Origin of the sequence: Sphingomonas sp. Y38-1Y (assembly GCF_032391395.1) — a bacterium.
Lineage (GTDB): Bacteria > Pseudomonadota > Alphaproteobacteria > Sphingomonadales > Sphingomonadaceae > Sphingomonas.
Window position 1 is genome coordinate 323,628 of the sequence record NZ_CP135916.1, and the last position, 18,019, is coordinate 341,646.

An 18,019-nucleotide genomic window follows, 5' to 3' on the forward strand; every position below is an offset into this window, starting at 1 on the left:
GGTCACGATGTGACCACATCGCTCCCTCCTTGCTTCTAGCCCCGCGCTAAAATCCGCTCCGTCACGACCCTGTTGTGATCGAGCACAGACCCTTAAGCCCGCCCCGTCCCGAGCCATGTCGCGTCAGCGCCAGCCGAGCGCCGGCGCGACATGCTCGGCGATCGACGACAGGACATGCGCGTTATAGTCGACGCCCAGCTGGTTGGGCACCGTCAGCAGCAGCGTATCCGCCTCGGCGATCGCCTCGTCCGCGCGTAACTGCTCGATCAGCCGGTCGGGCTCGTCGGCATAGGAGCGGCCGAAGACCGCGCGCATGTCGTCGATGATGCCGATCTGGTCGCTGCTGTCGCCGCGGCCGAAATAGGCCCGGTCGGTGTCGTTGACGATTGCGAAGATCGATCGCGACACCGATACGCGCGGCGTGCGCGAATGCCCCGCCGCCTTCCACGCCTCGCGATAGGCGCGGATCTGCCGCGCCTGCTGGATGTGAAAGGGTTCGCCGGTCTCGTCGGCCTTCAGCGTCGAGCTTTGCAGGTTCATGCCCTGCTGCGCCGCCCACACCGCCGTCGCGTTGGAAGCGGAGCCCCACCAGATGCGATCGCGCAGGCCCGCCGAATGCGGCTCGATGCGCAGCAGCCCCGGCGGGTTCGGGAACATCGGCCGCGGATTGGGCCGCGCAAAACCCTCGCCCTTCAACAGGTCGAAGAACACCTCGCCATGGCGGCGGCCCATATCGGCCTCGCTCTCGCCCTCGGCGGGCGCGTAGCCGAAATGGCGCCAGCCCTCGATCACCTGCTCGGGCGAGCCGCGGCTGATGCCGAGCTGGAGCCGCCCGCCGCTGATGAGATCCGCGGCCCCCGCATCCTCGACCATATAGAACGGGTTCTCGTACCGCATGTCGATGACGCCGGTGCCGATCTCGATCCGGCTGGTGCGCGCGCCGACCGCGGCGAGCAGCGGGAAGGGCGAGGCGAGCTGCCGCGCGAAATGGTGGACGCGGTAATAGGCGCCATCAATGCCGATTTCCTCGGCGGCGACCGCCAGGTCGATCGATTGTAGCAGCACGTCGGCCGCCGACCGCGTCGCCGATCCGCGCGCGTCGGACCAGTGCCCGAAGGAAAGAAAGCCGATCTTCTTCATGTCGTCATATCCCGTCACGGTCCGCGCCTGGCGCGAACCCTTGTCATGGTGCGACATGGGTTGGGGTCGACGATTTGGCAAAGCGGCCGAGCCTGAGCGGCACCCGCCATCTTCGCCTACCACTCTGTGATTCCGTAACTTTGGCTCGGGCTGCCGATACATCAAACACTGCGTTTACGGAATCGATCTTCCGTTCCGCTTCACAGCCCCCGCTTTCCGAAGCTTCGCACCGGTCGCGCGATGGGTGCCGGCGCCTCGGGCCCAGGCGCGATGTATTCCGGCTCCAGAATCCGCAGCCGCGCTTCGGTGCGCGGATCGGGCGGCCGCCATTTCTGCACCGGCGGCTCGTGATAGTCGTAGATCTTCTCGACCTTCGGGCCGTTGTTGCGAAGAATGTGCGCGAGCACCAGCCGGGCGATGACGAAGATCAGCCCGACCGGAATGAACACGAACTCGAAGCTGCCGCCGCCCAGGAAGCCGCCCTTTGGCTTGATCGAGCCGCGAGAGGCCTCGACCGCTTCCTGATCGACGGGCCGCTCGGTTTCGCCCCAGCCGCCGCGCGACGGATCGTTGGCCGTCGTCAGCGGCGTGCGGGTCTGCGCCGCGAGCGGTGACGCCGCGGCCAGCCCCAATGCCAACGCAAAGCTCCACCCGAGTCGCATCGCCGTCGCCCCCGCCGATCGTCGCACACCGATCGCAAGGCTGGCATCGCGCCGAAACCCTATTATTTGGATAAGACCCCCCACAGGACCCGACCTTACCAATGGCCAATCAGACCCCGATCGACCGCTTTCGCGACGTGCTCGCCGGCACCGCGCGTGCGATCTCGGGCGATGGAGAGGTCGAGCTTGCCTTCAGCGCGGACTCGCCCGCGCAATCGGGCCGCAACATGAAGGTGCCGATGCCCGCTCGCGCGCTGCCCGCGGATCAGGTGGCGGAAGCGCGCGGCTTCGCCGATGGATTCGCGCTTCGCCTGCGCCATCACGACGCCGGCCTGCACGCGCGCGGCGCTCCGGCCGAGCCGGTTGCGCGCGCGGTCCATGACGCGGTCGAGACCGCGCGGATCGAGGCGCTGGGTGCGCGCGGCTTTGCCGGAATCGCCGACAATCTCGACGCCAGCCTCGCCATGCGGATGCGCTCCGACCCGATCGCCCGCGCCCGCACCCGCGACGAAGTGCCGCTGTCGACCGCGGTCGGCCTGATGGTACGCGAGCGGCTGACGGGGAAGCCCGCGCCCCATACCGCCGCCGGCGGCCTGGCCCTCGTCACCGACTGGATCGAGGACAAGGCGGGTGCCGACCTCGACGCGCTCGCGCTCGCGATCGACGATCAGGCGGCGTTCGCGCGGCTGGTCGCCGACCTGCTCGCCGATCTCGAGCTCACCGAAGGCCGCATCGAGCCCGATGAGGCGGACGAGGGCGACGACGACGAAGGCGGCGACGAAGGCGACGAGGACGAGCAGGACCAGGAAGACGACCAGTCCTCCGACGGCGATGCCGAGGTCGAGGCGCGGGGCGAGCAGCGTGAAAGCGACGATGCCGAAGGCGATGGCGAGGATCAGGATCGCGACGGCGATCCGCTCGACGACATGGACGGCGAGGATGGCGACGACGGCCAGGACGGCATGCTGCCGACCCGGCCCAACCGTCCTTTCTCCGACTTCCCGCCACAGTTCGAATACAGCGCCTTCACGAACCAGTTCGACGAGGTCGTGGCCGCAACCGATCTGTGCGATGCGGAGGAGCTCGACCGTCTCCGCGCCTATCTCGACCAGCAGCTCGTCCAGCTTCAGGGCATCGTCACCAAGCTTGCCAACCGGCTGCAACGACGGCTGATGGCGCAGCAGTCGCGGTCCTGGGCCTTCGACCAGGACGAGGGGCTGCTCGATGCCGCGCGCCTTGCCCGCGTGGTCGTCAATCCGATGCAGTCGCTCTCCTACAAGATCGAGCGCGACACCGATTTCCGCGACACCGTGGTCACCCTCCTCATCGACAATTCGGGGTCGATGCGCGGACGCCCGATCGGCATCGCCGCGATCAGCGCCGACATCCTCGCGCGCACGCTGGAGCGGTGCGGCGTGAAGGCCGAGATCCTGGGCTTCACCACGCGCGCGTGGAAGGGGGGCCAGTCGCGCGACGCGTGGCTCGCGCAGGGCCGCCCGCCCGCGCCCGGCCGCCTCAACGACCTTCGCCACATCGTCTACAAGGAAGCCGACGAACCCTGGCGCCGCGCCAAGAAGTCGCTCGGCCTGATGATGCGCGAGGGGCTCCTCAAGGAGAATATCGACGGTGAGGCGCTGCTCTGGGCCCACTCCCGCCTGATCGCGCGGCCCGAGGAGCGCAAGATCCTGATGGTCATCTCCGACGGCGCGCCGGTCGATGATTCGACGCTGAGCGTCAACTCGGGCAGCTATCTGGAGCGGCATCTTCGCCAGGTGATCGGCTGGATCGAGGGGCGCAGCCCCGTCGAGCTCGTCGCGATCGGCATCGGCCACGACGTGACGCGTTACTATCAGCGTGCGGTGACGATCATGGATGTCGACCAGCTCGCGGGCACGATGATCGAGCAGCTCGCCAGCCTGTTCGACCAGCCGTGACCCCCATCGTGCCGCCGCCGGGTGGGTTCGCCGGCCCGGTCAAGCGCTCGATCACCATCGCCGGCCACGCCACCTCGATCAGCCTGGAGCCGCCCTTCTGGTCGGCGCTGGAGGCGGCGGCGGGCGAGCACGACCTTCCCCTCTCCGCGCTCGTCGCGGCGATCGACGCCGCGCGCATCGCCGCCGACGATCCGCCCAATCTGGCGAGTGCAATCCGCGTCTGGCTGTTCGCGCGCGCGACTGGTTGAGCGCGCGCGGCGGCGCCCTATCTGTCGGCGATCCGCTTCAAAGGAGCTCCCACATGGCCGACACCCCCGATCCCGCGAACAACTTTCCCGCCGGCTATGTCCCCGCACGCGTCTGGACGGCGCCGGAGGCGAGCGGACCGTTCGGCAACATCAACCGGCCCGTATCCGGCGCGACCCACGAAAAGGAATTGCCGGTCGGCCAGCATCCGATCCAGCTCTATTCGCAGGGGACGCCCAACGGGCAGAAGGTGACGATCATGCTCGAGGAGCTGCTCGCCGCCGGCCATGCGGGCGCCGAGTACGACGCCTGGCTGATCCGCATCGGCGAGGGTGACCAGTTCGGCAGCGGCTTTGTCGGCATCAATCCCAATTCGAAGATCCCCGCGCTCGTCGACCGCTCGGTCGATCCCGCGATCCCGGTGTTCGAGAGCGGCGCTATCCTCTTCTACCTCGCCGAAAGGTTCGGCGCGTTCCTTCCCACCGATCCCGCCAAGCGCGCCGCGACGATGAGCTGGCTGATGTGGCAGATGGGCGCCGGCCCGTTCGTCGGCGGCGGCTTCGGCCATTTCTACGCCTATGCGCCGATCAAGATCCAATATGCCATCGACCGCTATACGATGGAGGTGAAGCGCCAGCTCCACGTCCTCGACACCCAGCTCGGCCGGCACGAGTTCGTTGCGGGTGACGAGCTCAGCATCGCCGACTTCGCGATCTGGCCCTGGTACGGCGCGCTGGCGCTCGGCAAGACCTATGGCAATGCCGGCGAGTTCCTCGCCACCGGCGACTATGCCAACCTCCAGCGCTGGACCCGCCAGCTCGCCGACCGCCCCGCGGTCAAGCGCGGCCGCATCGTCAACGTGACGATGGGCGCGCCCGAGCACCAGCTTCACGAACGCCACGACGCCGGTGATTTCGACACCAAGACGCAGGACAAGATCGGCGGCTGACCGCCCGTACCCCCGCGAAGGCGGGGGTCCAGGGCCATAATCGTCACGCTGAGTCACTCTGGGTTCCCGCCTGCGCGGGAGCACCGGACGCGGTTGGAAGCGCTTCGCACCAAAATCCTCCCCTGAACGGGAGGTGGCAGGCCGCCGGCCTGACGGAGGGGTAGGTCGGCGAGGGTGCGCACCATCGTGGCCTACCCCTCCACCATGCTTCGCATGGTCCCCCTCCCCCTCCGGGGGAGGATCGAGGCCTTCGGGGCATGGAGATGGTTGCAACCTTCGCCGCGCTTCCGGCATGAGCATCGCATGCCCGCCACTCTCCCCCAGACCGACGAGGAAGCCGCCGCCGAGCTGGAGGCGCTCGCGGCCGAGATCGCGCGGCACAACCGGCTCTATCACACCGACGACGCGCCCGAGATCAGCGACGCGGCATACGACGCGCTCGTCCGCCGCAATCTCGCGATCGAGACGGCGTTCCCCTCGCTCGTCCGCCCCGACTCGCCCTCGGTCCAGGTAGGCGCCGCGCCTGCCGCGCACCTCGCCAAGGTCGCGCATGCGCGGCCGATGCTCAGCCTCGACAACGCCTTTTCGGACGAGGAGGTCGCCGAGTTCGTCGGCCGCATCCGCCGCTTCCTGTCGCTCGGCGCCGACGAGCCGGTCGCGCTCACGGCCGAGCCCAAGATCGACGGCCTGTCCTGCTCGCTCCGCTACGAGAACCGCCGCCTGGTCCAGGCGCTCACCCGCGGTGACGGCGCGGTGGGGGAGGATGTCACCGCCAACGTCCTGACGATCGCCGACATCCCGCGCACGCTCCCCGCCGCCGCCCCCGACATCTTCGAGGTGCGCGGCGAGGTCTATATGGAGAAGGCCGCGTTCGCCGATCTCAATGCCCGGCTGCTCGCCGAGGCGGAGGCGGCGGGCGATCCGACCAAGGCGCGCCGTTTCGCCAATCCGCGCAACGCCGCCGCCGGCTCGCTCCGCCAGAAGGACGCGAAGGTGACCGAGTCGCGGCCGCTGCGCTTCCTCGCGCATGGCTGGGGCGAGACGAGCGCGCTTCCCGCCGACACGCAGGCCGGCGTCGTCGCGACGTTGGTCGACTGGGGCTTCCCCGTCGCCGACGCGTTCGCGCGCTGCGAGACGACCGAAGCCGCCCTTGCCGCCTATCGCGCGATCGAGGCGGCGCGCGCCGACCTTCCCTTCGACATCGACGGCGTCGTCTACAAGGTCGACCGCCTCGACTGGCAGGCACGGCTCGGCACCATCGGCCGCGCGCCGCGCTGGGGCCTTGCGCACAAATTCCCCGCCGAGCGCGCGCAGACGACGCTGAACGCGATCGATATTCAGGTCGGCCGCACCGGCAAGCTCACCCCGGTCGCGCGGCTGGAGCCCGTCACCGTCGGCGGCGTCGTCGTCACCAACGCCACGCTCCACAACGCCGACGAGATCGCGCGGCTTGGCGTCCGCCCCGGTGACCGCGTCGTCCTCCAGCGTGCGGGCGACGTGATTCCGCAGATCGTCGAGAACCTGACCCGCGACGAGGACCGCGCCGCCTTCGCCTTCCCCACCCATTGCCCCGAATGCGGGTCGGAGGCGGTGCGGGAAGAGGGTGAAGTCGATATCCGCTGCACCGGTGGCCTGATCTGCCCCGCCCAGCGCATCGAGCGGCTGAAGCATTTCGTCAGCCGCGGCGCGCTCGACATCGAGGGTTTGGGTGAGAAGACGATCGAGCAGTTCGTTGCACTCGGCTGGCTGAAGGAGCCCGCCGACATCTTCCGACTCAAGGATCATCGCGAGGCGATGCTGGGGCTGGAGGGATGGAAGGCCAAGTCGGTCGACAACCTGCTCGACGCGGTTGAGGCGAAGCGCGCGCCCGACGCCGCGCGCCTGCTGTTCGGGCTCGGCATCCGCCACATCGGCGCGGTCACCGCGCGCGACCTCCTTAAGCATTATACGACGCTGCCGGCGCTGCGCGAACTCGGCGAGGCGCTGATCGCGCTGCGCGACGCGACGCAGCCTGCGCTCGGGGAGGATAGCACCAAGCACAGCGTCCGCCTCGACAAGGCGATCGCCGAGCGGATCGGCGTCGCGCAGGCCGGCGCCGCCGTCGGCCACGCGCTCGCCGACTTCTTCCACGAGCCGCACAATGTTGAGGCATGGGACGACCTGCTGCGCGAGGTATCGCCGCCCGACTATGTCGTCGCCGCGCGCGCGTCCGAAGTCTCGGGCAAGACCGTCGTCTTCACCGGCACGCTGGAGACGATGTCGCGTGACGAAGCCAAGGCGCAAGCTGAGACGCTGGGCGCGCGCGTGTCAGGATCGGTGTCGGCCAAGACCGACCTCGTCGTCGCCGGGCCGGGTGCGGGGTCGAAGATCAAGAAGGCTGGCGAGCTGGGCATCCGCGTCGTCGACGAAGCGGGCTGGCAGGCGATCGTCGCCGCGGCGGGCTGACTCGTAACCATCGTTACTGTCGCCTTTTTGCAACGCAGCAACACCAACTGCGCGGGGGGATGACGCTGTCACATATTGGAAATATTGATCGCGCAGGGCGCGCTCAACGGTCGTGCGCGGCCGCAAGTTCCGAGAAGCGGACGTTTTCCAAAGGGGAATGACATGCGAAACCACCTGCTGATGGGGGCGGCCGCAGCCGCACTCATGATTCCGGCCGCCGCGATGGCTCAGGAAACCACCTCCAGCATCCGCGGCACCGTGACCCAGGATGGCGCACCTGTCGCCGGCGCCGTCGTTCGCGTGACCAACACCGGCACCGGCGCGACCTCGACCACCAACACCAACGACAGCGGCGCGTTCAACGCGTCGGGTCTCCAGCCGGGCGGTCCCTACAGCGTCGAAGTGACCAGCCCCAACGGCAACGCCACCGTCACCGACATCTTCACCGTCGTCGGCCAGCCCTATACCGTTCCGGTCACGATCACGTCGGCTGGCGGCGAGGACATCGTCATCACCGCCTCGTCGGTCGCGGGTGCGGGCGTCACCTCGGACGGTCCGCAGACCGTGCTCAACGCGCAGGCGATCAGCCGCGTCGCCAGCGTCAACCGCGACATCCGCGACCTCGCCCGCCGCGACCCGTTCGCCCGCATCGAGGACACCGCGTCGGGCGGCCGCTCCATCAGCTTCGCGGGCATCAACCCGCGCTTTAACCGCTTCTCGATCGACGGCGTGACCGTCTCGGACAATTTCGGCCTCAACCCCGACGCGAACCCCACGCGCCGCGGTCCGGTGCCGATCGACTCGATCTCGCAGTTCTCGGTCTCGGTCGCGCCGTATGACATCCGTCAGGGCAACTTCCTGGGCGGCGCGGTCGACGCGGTGCTGCTGTCGGGCACAAACGAGTTCCACGGCAACGGCTTCTATTCGCAGAACACCGACGGCCTGACCGGCGAGCGCATCGGCTGCTGCGTCGACACCAATTTCGACTTCAAGTCGGAAAGCTATGGCGCGACGCTGTCGGGTCCGATCATCAAGGACAAGCTGTTCTTCATGATCTCGGCCGAGCGCACCAAGCAGGGCAACCCGCTGCCCAACGGTCTCGTCGCCGAAGGCGCGGGCACGCAGATCCCCGGCCTGACGCGTGGCCTGATCACCAGCGTCCAGAACCTGGCGAGCAGCGTCTACAACTACGAAGCGGGCGACATCCTGACGACGTCGAACGACGTCGACGAGAAGATCGTGGGCAAGATCACCTGGAACGTCACCGACGGCCAGCGCTTCACGCTCTCGTACATCAACGCCTATGACAACCAGCAGATCGCCGGCAACGTCAACTCGGGCTTCGCGTCGCCGAGCCTCGGCCTGTCGTCGAACGGATATGGCGGCTCGGAGCTGCTGCGCGCCGGTATCGCCCAGCTTAACTCGGAATGGACCGACGTCTTCTCGACCGAGGCCCGCTTTCTCTACAAGAGCTATGAGCGCGGTCGTCCGCCGCTCGGCGAGGGTGGCTTTGCCCAGTTCCGCGTCTGCACCGACGCCGTCACCAACGGCAACGGCGTCGCGGGCGACACGCTGACCTCGTGCGGCCAGAACAACCCGAACCTGGCGCTCGGTGTCGAGAACTCGACCCAGTCGAACGTGTTCTACACCGACACCTATGGCGGATCGCTGCTCGCGCGCATCAACCTGAACAACCACAATCTGCGCCTGCTCGCCGAGTATAACGAGGTGCGCATCTTCAACCTGTTCTTCCAGAACACGCTGGGGAACTATTACTTCGACTCGCTCGACGACTTCCAGAACCGCCGCGCGAACGAGCTCGTCTATGCCAACGCGCTGTCGGGCAACCCGAACGACACCGCCGCGGACTTCAAATATTCGCAGTGGAGCTTCGGCATCCAGGACGACTGGCGCGTCAGCGATCGCCTGAACATCAACTTCGGTGTTCGCGGCGACCTGTGGGGCCAGCGCGACCTGCCGGCGCTCAACCCGACCTTCACCAACCGCTACGGCTTCTCGAACCGCAACACGCTGAAGGGCCAGTTCCTGTTCCAGCCGCGCGTCGGCTTCAACTGGGAGCCGATCGACGACGTCAAGCTGCGCGGCGGCTACGGCATCTTCGGCGGCGGCACGCCCGACGTCTATCTGGCTAACAGCTTCCAGAATTCGGGCGTCGGCAACAACTCGATCACCGTGCGCCGCACGGCGACGGGCTTCACCGTCAACAACGCGTTCCTCGACCCGGTCGTGGGCGCCGCGCTGCTCAACAACGTCCAAGGCAATACGCTGCCGGGGCAGCTCCAGACGCTGCTGAACCAGAACGTCGCCGCGGTGAACACCGCCAACGTCAATGCGCTCGGGCCGGACTACAAGATCCCCTCAGCGCACAAGGCGACGCTGTCGGTCGACTGGACGCCCAAGGACTTCTTCCTGGGCTCGGGCTGGCGCTTCGGGGCTGACTATTACTTCAGCCGCACGCGCGACTCGATCCTGTTCACCGACGCCCGCTCGGTCCAGATCGGCACGCTGCCCGACGGCCGGCCGCGCTACAACGCGTTCCCGAACACCAACAATTCGACCAACACCGACATCATCCTGTACAACGGCAACAACGGCCGCAGCCATGTCGGTGTCGTCCGCGTCGACAAGGTGTTCGACAACGGCATCAACCTGAACTTTGCCTACTCGCTGCAGGACGTGAAGGACGAGACGCCGGCGACCTCGTCGACTGCGGGTTCGAACTACGGCAACGGCGCGTTCCTGGCCAACCAGGCCGCGTACGGCACCGCCAACGACCAGGTTTCGTGGTCGTTCAAGTATGGCGTCGGTCTGGATCGCGCGTTCTTCGGCGACTACCGCACCATCTTCCAGCTGTTTGGCGAGACCCAGGCGGGCCGTCCGTACAGCTTCACGATGGCGGACCTCGGGAACGCGCAGCGCAGCGCGGTGTTCGGCCTGACCGGCCGCGACGACCGTCACCTGCTCTACGTGCCGCAATCGGGTACCGACTCGATCGTCAGCTACGACAGCGCCGACACCCAGGCCGCGCTCGAGGGCGTGATCGAGAACTCGAAGCTCAAGAACTTCCGCGGTCAGATCGCCCCGCGCAACATCGCCCGGTCGCGCGCCTATACGCGTCTCGACCTGCACGTTGAGCAGGAGATCCCGACGTTCATCGGCAAGTCGCGCTTCTCCGTCTTCGCCGACATCGAGAATCTCCCCAACCTCCTCAACAAGGATTGGGGTGGCTTCCGCCAGGTCATCTTCCCGTACCTGGAGGACGTCGTGCAGGTGCAGTGCCTGACCACGCCGGTCGCCACCGGCACCACGCCGACCGCGGCGCAGGTGGCGAGCGCGCCGACGCAGCCCTGCGTCCAGTACCGCTACAGCCAGGCGCAGGCGCCGAACGAGGCGACGATCGAGAGCCGTCGTTCGCTCTACTTCATCCGGCTGGGTGCGCGCTTCAAGTTCTGATCCGCGCCTGATCCGAATGCCTCTGGGGGCCGCCGTTCCACGCGAACGGCGGCCCCTTTTGCCGTCCGGCTTTTGCCCTTCGTGAACCGAGTCGCTACAGGACGTGCCCCATGGCGAGTGCCGCGATCCTTTCCCGCCCCTTCTTCGAACAGAAGAGCCGCGCCTTCTGGATGCTCCAAGCAGCGGGCTGGTCGGGCTATCTGATCCTGCGCATGGTGTCGGGTGTCTCGAACAACCCCAGCCTCGACAACGTCATCCCGATCATCATCGAATCGATCGTCGGCTATTGCCTGACGCTGCTCCTTTCGACGCTGTACGGCTATTATCGCCGGCTGCCGCGGATCACCGGCATCCTGGCGGTGGTGGCGACGCTGGCCGCGGCGACGGTGATCTATGCCGTGCTCGACGCCTTCACCTTTTCGTTCATTCGCTCGGCGACGCCGGGGATCACCGTCAACCTCGTGCTCGCGACGGTGTTCCTCAACTTTACCGTGCTCGCCGGCTGGACCGCGCTCTATTTCGGCATCAACTGGTATCTTATCGTCGAGGACCAGATCGACCAGATGCAGGCGTTGGAGCTTCAGGCATCCTCCGCGCAGCTGGCGATGCTGCGTTATCAGCTCAACCCTCATTTCCTGTTCAACACGCTCAACTCGATCTCGACGCTGGTGCTGCTGAAGCAGACCGAGCGCGCCAACGTGATGCTCAGCCGCTTGTCCTCGTTCCTGCGTTACACGCTGGCAAACGAGCCGACCGCGCACGTCACGCTGGCACAGGAGATCGAGACGCTGAAGCTCTATCTCGAGATCGAGAAGATGCGGTTCGAGACGCGGTTGCGCCCGGTGTTCGACGTCGATGCGCGCGTCGAGCGGGCACGCCTGCCCTCTTTGCTCCTCCAGCCGCTGGTCGAGAACGCGATCAAATATGCGGTGACGCCGCTCGAGGAGGGGGCAGAGATCGCGGTTTCGGCACGGCTCGCCGGGGATCGGGTGCAGATCGCCGTGACGGACAGCGGTCCGGGGTTGATGCAGGGCAAATCTCGGCCAAGCCTTTCAACCGGCGTGGGCCTGGCCAATATTCGCGACCGGCTGGCACAGGCTTATGGCGCGGAGCACCGCTTCGACACGGGGGCGAACCCCGGCGGCGGCTTCCGCGTTGAAATCGAAATACCGTTCCAGGTCGAGGAACCCAGACGCGAGGCAGCATGACCATCCGTACCATCCTTGTCGACGACGAGCCGCTGGCCATTCAGGGCCTTGAGTTGAGGCTCCAGGCGCACGAGGACGTCGAGATCATCGACAAGTGCATGAACGGTCGCGAGGCGATCCGTTCGATCAAGACCCACAAGCCCGACCTCGTCTTTCTCGACGTGCAGATGCCCGGCTTCGACGGCTTTTCCGTCGTTCAGGGGCTGATGGAAGTCGAACCGCCGCTGTTCGTCTTCGTCACCGCCTATTCCGACCACGCCATCCGCGCGTTCGAGGCGCAGGCGGTCGACTATCTGATGAAGCCGGTCGAGGAAGCGCGGCTCGCCGACACGCTCGACCGCGTTCGCCAGCGCCTCACCGAAAAGCGCGGCGTCGAGGAAGTCGAGAAGCTGAAGGAAGTGCTGGCCGAAGTCGCGCCCGACGCGGTCGACCAGATCGGCGACGGCGGCACCGGCGGCGAACTCGCCTCCAACCGCTTCGAGAAGCTCATCAACATCAAGGATCGCGGCCAGATCTTCCGCGTCGACGTCGATTCGATCGAGCGGATCGATGCCGCGGGCGATTACATGTGCATCTATACCGGCGACAACACGCTGATCCTGCGCGAGACGATGAAGGATCTGGAAAAGCGCCTCGACCCGCGCCGTTTCCAGCGCGTCCACCGGTCGACGATCGTCAATCTTGACCTCGTCCGCCAGGTGAAGCCCCACACCAACGGCGAATGCTTCCTCGTCCTCGATTCGGGCGCGCAGGTGAAGGTCAGCCGCAGCTATCGCGACGTGGTGGCGCGCTTCGTCCACTAACCAACTCCTCCCCGGGAAGGGGAGGTGGCAGGCCGCAGGCCTGACGGAGGGGTAGGTCCGTGAGTCGCGTTATCCTCGCAGCCCACGACACCCCTCCACCGCCGGCTACGCCCGCGGTCGCCCTCCCATTGCAGGAGAGGTTTTCGCTCTCCCCAACCGGATCAGCTTGATGCGCAGCGCCGACGATCTCGCGTCCGACCTCCACGCACTCGGTCTGGATGCCGGCGACACCGTCATGGCGCATGCGGGGATGCGCAGCGTCGGACCGCTCATCAACGGGCCCGACACGCTGATCGAGGCGATCCGGATGGTGATCGGCCCCTCGGGCACGCTCGTTGCCGCGACCGATTGGGAGGCCCCGTATCTGGTACATCTGGTCGGCGAAGACGGGCGCGTGCCGGACGAGTGGCGCGACCGCATCCCGCCCTTCGATCCCGCTCGCTCGCGCGCGATCCGGGAGAATGGCGCCTTTGCCGAGTTCGTGCGGACGACGCCGGGCGAGCGGCGCAGCGGCAATCCGGGCTGCTCGGTCGCGGCGATCGGCGCGCGGGCGGACTGGCTGACCGAGGGACAGGCGCTCGACTACGGCTATGGCGAGGGTTCGCCGCTCGCCAAGCTGGTCGAGGCGGGCGGCAGGGTGCTGCTGGTCGGCGCACCCGCGCACAGCATGACATTGCTCCACCATGCCGAGCATCTCGCCGACGTGCCGGGCAAGCGTCGCTTTCGCCAGGAAGTGCCGTTCCGCGGGACCAGCGGCGCCACCGACTGGCGCTGGTGCGAGGAATATGAGTCGACCGAGGCGATCGTCGCCGGCTTTAGCGACCTCTATTTCGACGAGATCGCCGCCGACTATCGCCGTGGTGGCAGGATCGCGGAAGGATCGGTCGGCGACGCCCCGTCGTCGCTCTACGACGCCGCCGACATTACCGGCTTTGCCGTCGACTGGATCGAACGCGCTGTCGCGGCTCAGTCTTCGGCGGGCTGATCTACGGCCTCGGCCGCCTCGTCCGCCTTGCCGCCGTCCTGGAACCACGCTTCGACCGGACCGGTTAGCTTGATCGTCAGCGGATTGCCGTGGCGATCGGTCTTGCGGCCGACCTGCACGCGGATCCAGCCTTCCGAGATCGAATATTCCTCGACGTCGGTGCGCTCATTGCCCTTGAAGCGGATGCCGACCCCGCGCTCCAGCGCGGACTGGTCGAAATGAGGGCTCTTGGGCTGGATCGACAGGCGATCGGGGGGCGTATCGGTCATGCCGCGCCTGTACCGCCCCGCGCCGCCAAACGAAAGAGGGCGGCGGATCGCGCCGCCGCCCCTCGCTCAGCAATAGCGGACGCGCACGCGGCGGCCGATATACGGGTCGTACTGCCAGCGGGTGAAACAGCGCTGGCGATAGAAGCGGCGCGGCTGCGCGTAATAGCCGTTCCAGCCGCCGCGATAGCGCGGGCCGTAATAGCCACCGTCATAATAGCCGCCATTATAATAACCGCGGTCGTAATAGCCGCGATCATAATAACGGTCGCGATAGCGATCGTTGGCAAGCGCCGATCCGATCGCCAGTCCGGCCACGCCGCCGATGATCGCCGCCGCCGCCGCATCGCCGCCGCGGTCGCGATGATAACGCCGCCACTGCGCCTCGGCGGGTGCCGCCGCGGTCAGCATCGTTGCGCCGGCGACCAGTCCTAGCGTCGCCTTGGTCATGATACTCATGGAACAAGCCTCCTCTGTCGGTCGCGCAGGATCCGTGGGGTTGAACGCACGCATCGTGGCGACGATAGCAACGCCATATGCGAGTCGCGCTGAACTTGCGGCGAACCGCGCGTTCAGCCGCAGTTTAACTACATGAACGAAAAAGGATGTTGTCCGTGGCGCTGTGGCTGATGAAGTCCGAACCCGACGTGTTTGGCTGGGACGACCTCGTCCGCGACGGCAGGACCGAGTGGGATGGCGTGCGCAACCACACCGCCGCGCGCAATCTTCGCGAGATGAAGGTCGGCGACCGCGCCTTCTTCTATCACAGCAACATCGGCCTCCAGATCGTCGGCATCATGGAGATCGCGCGGGAGGCGAAGAAGGATGGCGAGGAAGGCAATTGGGTCTCGGTCGAGTGCCGCCCGGTCGAGCCGCTGCCGAACCCCGTCACGCTGAAGGCGGTCAAGGCCGAGCCGCGGCTCGCCGAGATGGAGCTCGTCAAATATTCGCGCCTGTCGGTCGGCCGCGTGACGCCGGCCGAATGGGACGTCGTCCTCGAAATGGCGGGCGCCAAATCGCGCTAGCGTCGCCATTCGCGCGCGCGTAGAGGCCCGCCATGAGCACGAAGACGGCATCGGCGACCGACGCCCCGGTGATCGAGGATCGGTCGCAGCTGATCGACTATTTCGCCGGCGGCGAAAAGCCCGCGGCACGCTGGCGGATCGGCACCGAGCACGAGAAGTTCGTCTATCGCACCGACGATTTCCGCGCGCCGAGCTATGACGAGCCAGGCGGCATCCGCGACCTGTTGATGGCGCTCACCCCCTATGGCTGGACGCCGGTCGAAGAGGGTGGGACCGTCATCGCGCTTGCCGGACCCGACGGGACCGTCAGCCTGGAGCCCGCGGGCCAGCTCGAACTGTCGGGCGCGCCGCTCGAAAACCTGCACCAGACCTGCGCCGAGACGGGGCGTCACCTCGAACAGGTGAAGGCTGTCGGCGAGAAGCTGGGCCTCGGTTTCCTCGGGCTCGGCATGTGGCCGGACAAGACCCGCGCCGAGCTGCCGATCATGCCCAAGGGCCGCTATGCGATCATGCTGCGGCACATGCCGCGGGTGGGGTCGATGGGCCTCGACATGATGCTGCGCACCTGCACCATCCAGGTCAATCTCGACTATTCGAGCGAAGCCGACATGGTGCAGAAGTTCCGCGTCGGCCTCGCGCTCCAGCCGCTCGCGACCGCTTTGTTTGCCAATTCGCCGCTGACGGAGGGGCATCCGAACGGGATGCTCTCCTATCGCAGCCACATCTGGTCCGACACCGACCCGCACCGCACGGGCATGCTGCCCTTCGTGTTCGACGAGGGCTTCGGCTACGAGCGCTATGCCGACTACGCGCTCGATGTGCCGATGTACTTCGTCTATCGTCAGGGTCGTTACATCGACGCCTCCGGGCTGAGCTTCCGCGACTTCCTGCGCGGCGAGCTGTCGGTGCTGCCGGGCGAGAAGCCGACGGTCGACGACTGGGCCGACCATCTGTCGACCGCCTTCCCCGAGGTGCGGCTCAAGACGTTCCTGGAGATGCGCGGCGCCGATGGTGGGCCGTGGGGCCGCATCTGTGCGCTGCCCGCCTTCTGGGTCGGCCTCCTCTACGACCAGGGCGCGCTCGACGCCGCCTGGAACCTGGTCAAGGGCTGGTCGATGGAAGAGCGGGAATCGCTTCGCAACGACGTCCCGCGCCTGGCGCTCGACGCGCCGCTGCCCGGCGGCGGCAAGCTGCGCGACATCGCTAAGGACGTGCTCGCCATTGCCCATCGCGGGCTCGCCGCGCGCGCGCGGCGCAACGGCTCGGGCGACGACGAAACGGGCTTCCTCGAACCGCTCCACGAGATCGTCCGGTCGGGCAAGGTGCCCGCCGAGCGGCTGCTGGAGCGCTACCACGCGCAGTGGGACGGCGATGCGACCGGCATCTACCGGGAGAATCGGTTCTAATCACCCACCGTTCGTCCTGAGTAGCCGCCGAGTAGCGCGAAGCGCGTATCGAGGCGGCGTATCGAAGGAGGTTGATGCTCGAAACCGTGCTTCGATACGCGCCTCGATACGCCGCTATGCGGCTACTCGGTCGCTACTCAGCATGAACGGGATTGGGATTTTGGGGACGCTTGGCGCCTCCCAACCACGCAAAGAACCGCGGCACCGCCCCGTTCCGCGCCATCCACGCGCTATACGCCTGATACGCCGGGTCGAGCCCCAGGTGCCGCTCCTCGGTCTTGGCCCGCCAGTAATAGACCCCGCTGACCACCCCCATTAGCAGCGTGTTGCGCACCCCGTCCTGCCAGTCGCCACCCGCCGGCAGCATCGGCAGCACCGCCAGCCACCAGAACAGATTCTTCGACAGGTACGCAGGGTGCCGCGAGAAGGCGTAGGGTCCGTGCGTTAGGATGCCGCGGTGCGTCAGGTTCGAGAACCGGAACCCAAACGCCATCGTCGCCCAGGCATAGATGCCCGTCAGTCCGACCAGCGCCGCGCCCCAGACCGCCAGCAGCACCGGATGCCCGGCGAACCAGACCGCCCAACCGTCCGGTCCCTGCGTGCCCTGATGATAGTCGAGCGGCCCCCCGTCACCCATCAGGATGAACGGCGGATAGCAGATCAGCGCCGCCATCCACGCCGCCGCGAACGGATTGGCCGTGCGGATATGCGCGTCGAGCGGCTTGATCGTCAGCACATAGCCGACCGTCGCGAACGCCACGTCGATCATGAACATGAAGGTGATGAGCCACATGGCGAGTGCCGTCGGGCTCGACAGCACTTGCCCCATGTCGCCGCGGATGAAGGCGCCGAAGCCGCCGGGCACGATCGCCAGCATGAACGCCATGAAGAAGCCCTTCACCGCCCACGCGCGCGCATGGTGCGCGATCGCGGTGCGGTCGATCGGCTCGTCCAGCCCCATCACCCAGGCACCGAAATGCCAGGTGCCGTCCCTGGGCTCGACCGTCACCCGGTCGATCAGGAAGATGTACGGGATAGACAGCGCGAACAGCCATGGTGCCGCCGCCTGGAAGCACGCCATCGCAAAGCCGAACATCCCCTCATGATAGACGCGCACGCTGAAGTAGATGAGGCCGATCGCACCCCAGGTCAGCCACAGGCCGGCGAGCCGCGTCAGGCTGATCTCGAACGTCTCGCGCCACGGCTTGGGGTTCGACCAATCGAGGCCGGTCGACGCGTGGCGATGAACCTTGTCGACGAAGATCGCCCAGAGCACCATCGGCACCGCACAGGCGACGAGATTGGTCAGGGCCGAAAACGGCCCGTCCATGCCATAGAGCTTGGCGATCGTCGTCCAGGTCAAGAGGCCGGCGAGCCCCACCAGACCGCAGCCGGTCGACACCGCCGAACGGGGCCGCGGATCGGCCGCGCGGGCGGCAAGGCGCGTGTCGTGATACATGGCCGTGCGCTCTAGCC

The 18,019-nt window shown here is 67.1% G+C and carries 15 protein-coding genes; 10 read left to right on the forward strand and 5 right to left on the reverse strand.

Annotated features, from left to right (window positions below; all coding sequences use genetic code 11):
• Positions 1 to 123: 123 nt before the first annotated feature.
• Together RS883_RS01475 and RS883_RS01480 are read right to left on the reverse strand one after the other, a co-directional pair.
• Positions 124 to 1,197 (reverse strand): LLM class flavin-dependent oxidoreductase, encoded by a 1,074-nt coding sequence (locus RS883_RS01475; protein ID WP_315761950.1) that lies wholly within the window; start codon positions 1,195 to 1,197, stop codon positions 124 to 126.
• Positions 1,198 to 1,340: 143 nt separating this feature from the next.
• Positions 1,341 to 1,778, reverse strand: a complete 438-nt coding sequence (locus tag RS883_RS01480; protein ID WP_315761952.1) for a hypothetical protein — start codon at positions 1,776 to 1,778, stop codon at positions 1,341 to 1,343.
• A 125-nt stretch (positions 1,779 to 1,903) separates the two neighbouring features.
• On the opposite strand from RS883_RS01480, the gene cobT reads away from it, so the two are divergent.
• The 8 genes from cobT to aac(3) all read left to right on the forward strand — a co-directional run bounded on the left by cobT (position 1,904) and on the right by aac(3) (position 13,846).
• Positions 1,904 to 3,736 carry a cobaltochelatase subunit CobT gene (gene cobT, locus RS883_RS01485; RefSeq protein WP_315761954.1) on the forward strand — a complete coding sequence of 611 codons (1,833 nt, stop codon included), beginning with the start codon at positions 1,904 to 1,906 and terminating at the stop codon, positions 3,734 to 3,736.
• Positions 3,733 to 3,984, forward strand: coding sequence for a ribbon-helix-helix domain-containing protein (locus RS883_RS01490; protein WP_315761955.1), 252 nt, complete (start codon positions 3,733 to 3,735; stop codon positions 3,982 to 3,984). Before cobT ends, RS883_RS01490 begins: the two co-directional genes overlap by 4 nt.
• 53 nt (positions 3,985 to 4,037) lie before the next feature.
• Positions 4,038 to 4,931 carry a glutathione-dependent disulfide-bond oxidoreductase gene (gene yghU, locus RS883_RS01495; RefSeq protein ID WP_315761957.1) on the forward strand — a complete coding sequence of 298 codons (894 nt, stop codon included), beginning with the start codon at positions 4,038 to 4,040 and terminating at the stop codon, positions 4,929 to 4,931.
• A 303-nt stretch (positions 4,932 to 5,234) separates the two neighbouring features.
• The gene (ligA, locus tag RS883_RS01500) at positions 5,235 to 7,376 is read left to right on the forward strand and encodes an NAD-dependent DNA ligase LigA (protein ID WP_315761959.1); all 2,142 of its coding nucleotides are present in this window, start codon (positions 5,235 to 5,237) and stop codon (positions 7,374 to 7,376) included.
• Between the two features lie 162 nt (positions 7,377 to 7,538).
• Positions 7,539 to 10,850, forward strand: coding sequence for a TonB-dependent receptor (locus tag RS883_RS01505; protein ID WP_315761961.1), 3,312 nt, complete (start codon positions 7,539 to 7,541; stop codon positions 10,848 to 10,850).
• 110 nt (positions 10,851 to 10,960) lie between these two features.
• A complete protein-coding gene (locus RS883_RS01510; RefSeq protein ID WP_315761963.1) occupies positions 10,961 to 12,058 on the forward strand; it encodes a sensor histidine kinase in 1,098 nt (365 codons plus the stop codon).
• Positions 12,055 to 12,861 carry a LytR/AlgR family response regulator transcription factor gene (locus RS883_RS01515; RefSeq protein ID WP_315761965.1) on the forward strand — a complete coding sequence of 269 codons (807 nt, stop codon included), beginning with the start codon at positions 12,055 to 12,057 and terminating at the stop codon, positions 12,859 to 12,861. The genes RS883_RS01510 and RS883_RS01515 overlap by 4 nt, the downstream gene beginning before the upstream one ends.
• Positions 12,862 to 13,030: 169 nt before the next feature.
• The gene (aac(3), locus tag RS883_RS01520) at positions 13,031 to 13,846 is read left to right on the forward strand and encodes an aminoglycoside 3-N-acetyltransferase (protein WP_315761967.1); all 816 of its coding nucleotides are present in this window, start codon (positions 13,031 to 13,033) and stop codon (positions 13,844 to 13,846) included.
• Here aac(3) and RS883_RS01525 read toward each other — a convergent pair.
• Together RS883_RS01525 and RS883_RS01530 are read right to left on the reverse strand one after the other, a co-directional pair.
• The gene (locus RS883_RS01525; protein WP_315761969.1) at positions 13,828 to 14,115 is read right to left on the reverse strand and encodes a DUF3297 family protein; all 288 of its coding nucleotides are present in this window, start codon (positions 14,113 to 14,115) and stop codon (positions 13,828 to 13,830) included. The two genes, aac(3) and RS883_RS01525, sit on opposite strands and share 19 nt — an antisense overlap.
• A gap of 66 nt (positions 14,116 to 14,181) precedes the next feature.
• Positions 14,182 to 14,571 carry a hypothetical protein gene (locus RS883_RS01530; protein WP_315761971.1) on the reverse strand — a complete coding sequence of 130 codons (390 nt, stop codon included), beginning with the start codon at positions 14,569 to 14,571 and terminating at the stop codon, positions 14,182 to 14,184.
• Between the two features lie 146 nt (positions 14,572 to 14,717).
• Here RS883_RS01530 and RS883_RS01535 point away from each other — a divergent pair, with 146 nt between their 5' ends.
• Together RS883_RS01535 and RS883_RS01540 are read left to right on the forward strand one after the other, a co-directional pair.
• Positions 14,718 to 15,137, forward strand: a complete 420-nt coding sequence (locus RS883_RS01535) for an EVE domain-containing protein (protein WP_315761973.1) — start codon at positions 14,718 to 14,720, stop codon at positions 15,135 to 15,137.
• Positions 15,138 to 15,169: 32 nt separating this feature from the next.
• Positions 15,170 to 16,543 (forward strand): glutamate--cysteine ligase, encoded by a 1,374-nt coding sequence (locus tag RS883_RS01540; RefSeq protein ID WP_315761975.1) that lies wholly within the window; start codon positions 15,170 to 15,172, stop codon positions 16,541 to 16,543.
• 133 nt (positions 16,544 to 16,676) lie between these two features.
• Here RS883_RS01540 and RS883_RS01545 read toward each other — a convergent pair whose 3' ends face one another.
• Positions 16,677 to 18,002, reverse strand: coding sequence for a methyltransferase family protein (locus RS883_RS01545; protein ID WP_315761977.1), 1,326 nt, complete (start codon positions 18,000 to 18,002; stop codon positions 16,677 to 16,679).
• Positions 18,003 to 18,019 lie beyond the last annotated feature (17 nt).